We start from the raw sequence: 4,089 nt of genomic DNA on the forward strand, positions 1-4,089 counted from the left end.
AAATTGCTGCTCATGCTAAATTTCTCAACTTTAAAAAGTTAACTGCCGGAGTTTTGATTCACTAACGGCTAAATAAAGCCATTAAAACGTTACCTTAAAACTATTTGATGAGAATTTATATTAAAATTTTTTAAGCTGCAATGATTCTGTAGTTTTTTACACAGCAACAAGGCTAAGAGAACAGAATTTGAAATTTCAGTATTTTGATTTTTTGTTGTTATTAGCTGAATCTTGCTTTCATTCTTAGCTTGGATGAAAAATTTTCTTGCAACCTGAAAGTAATATTTATTACATATTTACTTAGTTGTAGCATTGTCAAGTGTGAACTAATACCGATAAAAATCAAAACGAAAGTTGTCGGCATAAAAGGAATAATTAGCTAAGATGTGGAGACTTTACTAATAAAGTAAAAACCAATACTGACTTTATCAAATATTTACAATCTAAGAAAGAATAATTCAGTATTATTACGTAACATAGCTCGATCTAGAATGAATTTCTAAAGAGAAAAAGCATGTCAAAATTGCTGAATAAAGTCTTAAGTGCTATTTATTTTTCAGTGTGATTGTGTGGAGTGTTTAAAAATATGGTTTCATCTATAACTCGGACATCGGGAATTTCTGGGGGTTCTACTTCTGAAGTTGAGGGATTGGGCAAAGGGATTGAGAGCAGTTTTGGACTGAATTTAATCCCATTACCAGCAAATCCCTTATTTGGCACAGATGGGATTCGCGGACGAGTGGGAGAATTACTGAATGCGCCTTTAGCATTGCAAGTTGGTTTTTGGACGGGGATCGTTTTACGTAACCATGCTACTCAAGTAGGGCCAGTCATTCTCGGACAGGACTCTAGAAACTCCAGCGATATGTTAGCAATGGCTTTGAGTGCAGGGTTAACAGCAGCGGGGTTAGAGGTTTGGTATTTGGGATTATGCCCCACTCCTTGCGTTGCCTATCTCACCAGTATCAGTGATGCCATCGGCGGAGTGATGATTTCTGCCAGCCACAATCCTCCAGAAGACAATGGGATTAAGGTTTTTAGTGCAAATGGTGGGAAGTTACCGCAAATATTGCAGACAGAAATTGAAGCGGGACTGCGTGGCAAGATATCACCGATCGCTAGAGTCAGTAATTGCGGACGGCATTACTCACGTTTCGAGTTAGTGGAAGATTATAGCTCGGCGTTGAAAAAACCCTTGAATGGTGCCTTAAATCTTCAGGGAATGAAGATTGTTTTAGACTTGGCATGGGGAGCCGCAGTTGGGTTAGCACCATCAGTATTTACACAAATGGGGGCGGAGGTAATCTGCTTGCATAACGAGGCAGATGGCGATCGCATCAATGTTAACTGCGGTTCCACGCACCTAGATATTTTGGCAGCAACGGTACAAGAACACAACGCCGACATCGGCTTTGGCTTCGATGGCGATGCTGATCGCGTCTTAGCAGTAGACAATACAGGTAGGCAAGTTAACGGCGATTACATTCTCTACTTGTGGGGACGCCACTTACAACAAAACCAACAATTGCCAGACAACCTGATTGTATCTACAGTCATGGCCAACTTAGGCTTTGAGAAAGCTTGGCAGCAAATTGGTGGTAACTTAATTCGTACCGCAGTTGGCGACCAATACGTGCAAGCCGAAATGCAGCGCACTGGGGGAATGCTAGGTGGCGAACAATCAGGACATATTCTTTGCCGTCATTATGCCGTAACTGGAGATGGCTTGTTAACAGCATTACACATCGCATCTTTGGTGAGAGAGGCGGGTGTTCCCTTAAGCGAATTAGTAGATCGAAGCTTCCAAACCTATCCACAATTGTTGCGGAACGTGCGAGTTGTCGATCGCGATCGCCGTTTGGGATGGCAAGACTGCCAACCTGTGCAACAAGCGATCGCTCTTGCTGAAGCTGCAATGGGCGATTCCGGCAGAATTTTGGTTCGCGCCTCTGGCACAGAACCAGTCATTAGAGTAATGGTGGAAGCAGCCAATGCCGAACTCACCAACTACTGGACAAATGAACTAGTTTCCAAAGTACAGCAGCATCTGATGGACTAAATTAGCTAATATCTCATCTCCACTTTCAAAAAACGTCAAGTTTCATTACAGCTTCTACGAATTAACCGCCCTTGGTTATGTGTAGAAGCTGTGACATTTTGTACAGGATTGAAAAGGCAAGAGACGGCGATTTATCGCGTCTTTGTGATTTATAGTTTTAATCAAAAAACCTTAACAGAAACGTATTGGGGGTGTTGGGTTTCGTTCCTCAACCCAACCTACAAATTTATTTGCAACAATTTAGCCTCGCCACGACACTACGGAAATGTTCTTAAGCAGTATTTATTCTTTGCAAACCAGTGTAAATATTGAACCGTTCTCCACGCAGAAATCCAATTAAGGTAATCCCAAATTCCTTGGCAACAGACACGGCTAAACTACTAGGAGCGGAAACAGAACAAACAATAGGAACTCCAGCAGTTGTAGACTTTTGCAAAATCTCAAAACTAGAGCGTCCGCTCACCAGAATAATACAATTATTTAAAGGCAATTCGTCACTGAGCAAAGCTGTACCAATCAATTTATCCAAAGCATTGTGTCGCCCAACATCCTCCCACAGGTTTAACAGTTGTCCTTGAGCATCAAAGATAGCCGCAGCGTGTAAACCCCCTGTAGCAGTGAAGATACCTTGAGCAGCCCGGAGTTTATCTGGTAGGCTATAAATGATCTCAGGTGTTACCGTTGGCCCAGAAGGAATCACTGGACATCCCCGCAGACGCAAAGCCTCAAGGCTAGCTTTACCACACACCCCACAGGCGCTACTTGTGTAGAAATGACGTTCCAAAGGCTGTAAGTCTGGAATCAACCCATCCCGCAGTTCCACATTTACAATATTATGGCGCTGTTCACCATCTACTAATTCATCTACGCAGTAGCTGATACGTCGGATATCTTCTCTGCTATTAACGACTCCTTCACTGTAGAGAAAACCAGCAGCTAGTTCAAAATCTGCCCCTGGTGTCCGCATTGTTACAGCTACCGTCTTCTGGAAAGGGAGAAGACGAATTTCTAAAGGTTCTTCGGTGGTGAGTTGGTCTAAACGAGGCCGTACTTGGCCTTTTTCCACTACCCAAACAGTGGCTTTTGTTTTACTTTTAGTTGGCATTCTCATATTTGTGATTGCATTATAATCAGGAACCCCTTCAAGCGATCGCTTAGAGTCACAGACGTTACTTAGTTAGCTTCATATACATCGAAGCAGGCATTTTTGTAACTAGCAATTTCAGTTATCTCTATCTGTCTTATGTAATAAGTCCGATACCTACCCTAAGTAGGGTTATCTATCTGGATTTGTTCGTTAAGTTGTATGAAGTACTCAAAGCAAACCTTCTCAGTAAGTAACTGAGGAAATCAAAATAACCTTAACTTAGTTGGAGTTTTTTATGACTTACACAGCCGATGAAGCAACAAAACCAGCTTTAGAAACCTTTCAAGGCTTTGATGTAGATACTCAGCTAGCCCTACTTTGGTTCGGTTACTTGGATCTTAAAGAGCAGCTAAACCCAGCACCTCCTTCAAGCGTTGAAGCTCCTGCTAAAGCAGTGTTTGACCAAATCCAGAACTTGTCTAAAGAAGAGCAACTGCAAGCACAACGCGACATTATTGATGGTGCAAATAACAATATCACCCAAGGCTATACTGCTCTAAGTCCTAATGCTAAATTAGACGTTTGGTTGCTGCTGGCACAAGGAATGGACAATGGAAGCGTTATCCAAGTTCCATCCGACTATCAACTTCCTGGTGAAACGGATGAATTTGTCGCAATGATCAAAAAGCTAGAGTTTGAGCAGCGCGTTAATTTTATGTTGAGTGTGGTGCAAGCGTTCGGTTAGTATAAGTCTAAGAAGTCTCAATGCTTTCTAGAATTGGAGATAACTGAAAATAGCAAATTAAGCTAAATCTGGCTCCTTTTGCTCTACTTGAATAGTCTTTAACTTAGAACTACCGCAGAGATACTCATCTTTGCGGTAGTCTTGATGCAAGTTATATCAAGTCCGCTTGATTACTTATTAAACCCGAAGAACCCCACC

3 protein-coding genes are annotated in these 4,089 nt (G+C 41.9%); 2 read left to right on the plus strand and 1 reads right to left on the minus strand.

The features are described 5' to 3' along the window. The first annotated feature begins 586 nt into the window (after positions 1-586). Positions 587-2,059, plus strand: a complete 1,473-nt coding sequence (gene glmM, locus IQ229_RS16265) for a phosphoglucosamine mutase (protein ID WP_194045407.1) — start codon at positions 587-589, stop codon at positions 2,057-2,059. Between the two features lie 271 nt (positions 2,060-2,330). Here glmM and fdhD read toward each other — a convergent pair whose 3' ends face one another. Continuing rightward, a complete protein-coding gene (gene fdhD, locus IQ229_RS16270) occupies positions 2,331-3,170 on the minus strand; it encodes a formate dehydrogenase accessory sulfurtransferase FdhD (protein WP_194045409.1) in 840 nt (279 codons plus the stop codon). Positions 3,171-3,441: 271 nt separating this feature from the next. Between fdhD and IQ229_RS16275 the strand changes: the two genes are divergently transcribed. Continuing rightward, entirely contained in the window at positions 3,442-3,891 is a 450-nt protein-coding gene (locus IQ229_RS16275) for an orange carotenoid protein N-terminal domain-containing protein (protein ID WP_194045411.1), read from the plus strand. Positions 3,892-4,089: the final 198 nt, after the last annotated feature.

It is taken from the genome of Nostoc cf. edaphicum LEGE 07299 (genome assembly GCF_015207245.1).
Taxonomy (GTDB): domain Bacteria; phylum Cyanobacteriota; class Cyanobacteriia; order Cyanobacteriales; family Nostocaceae; genus Nostoc; species Nostoc edaphicum_B.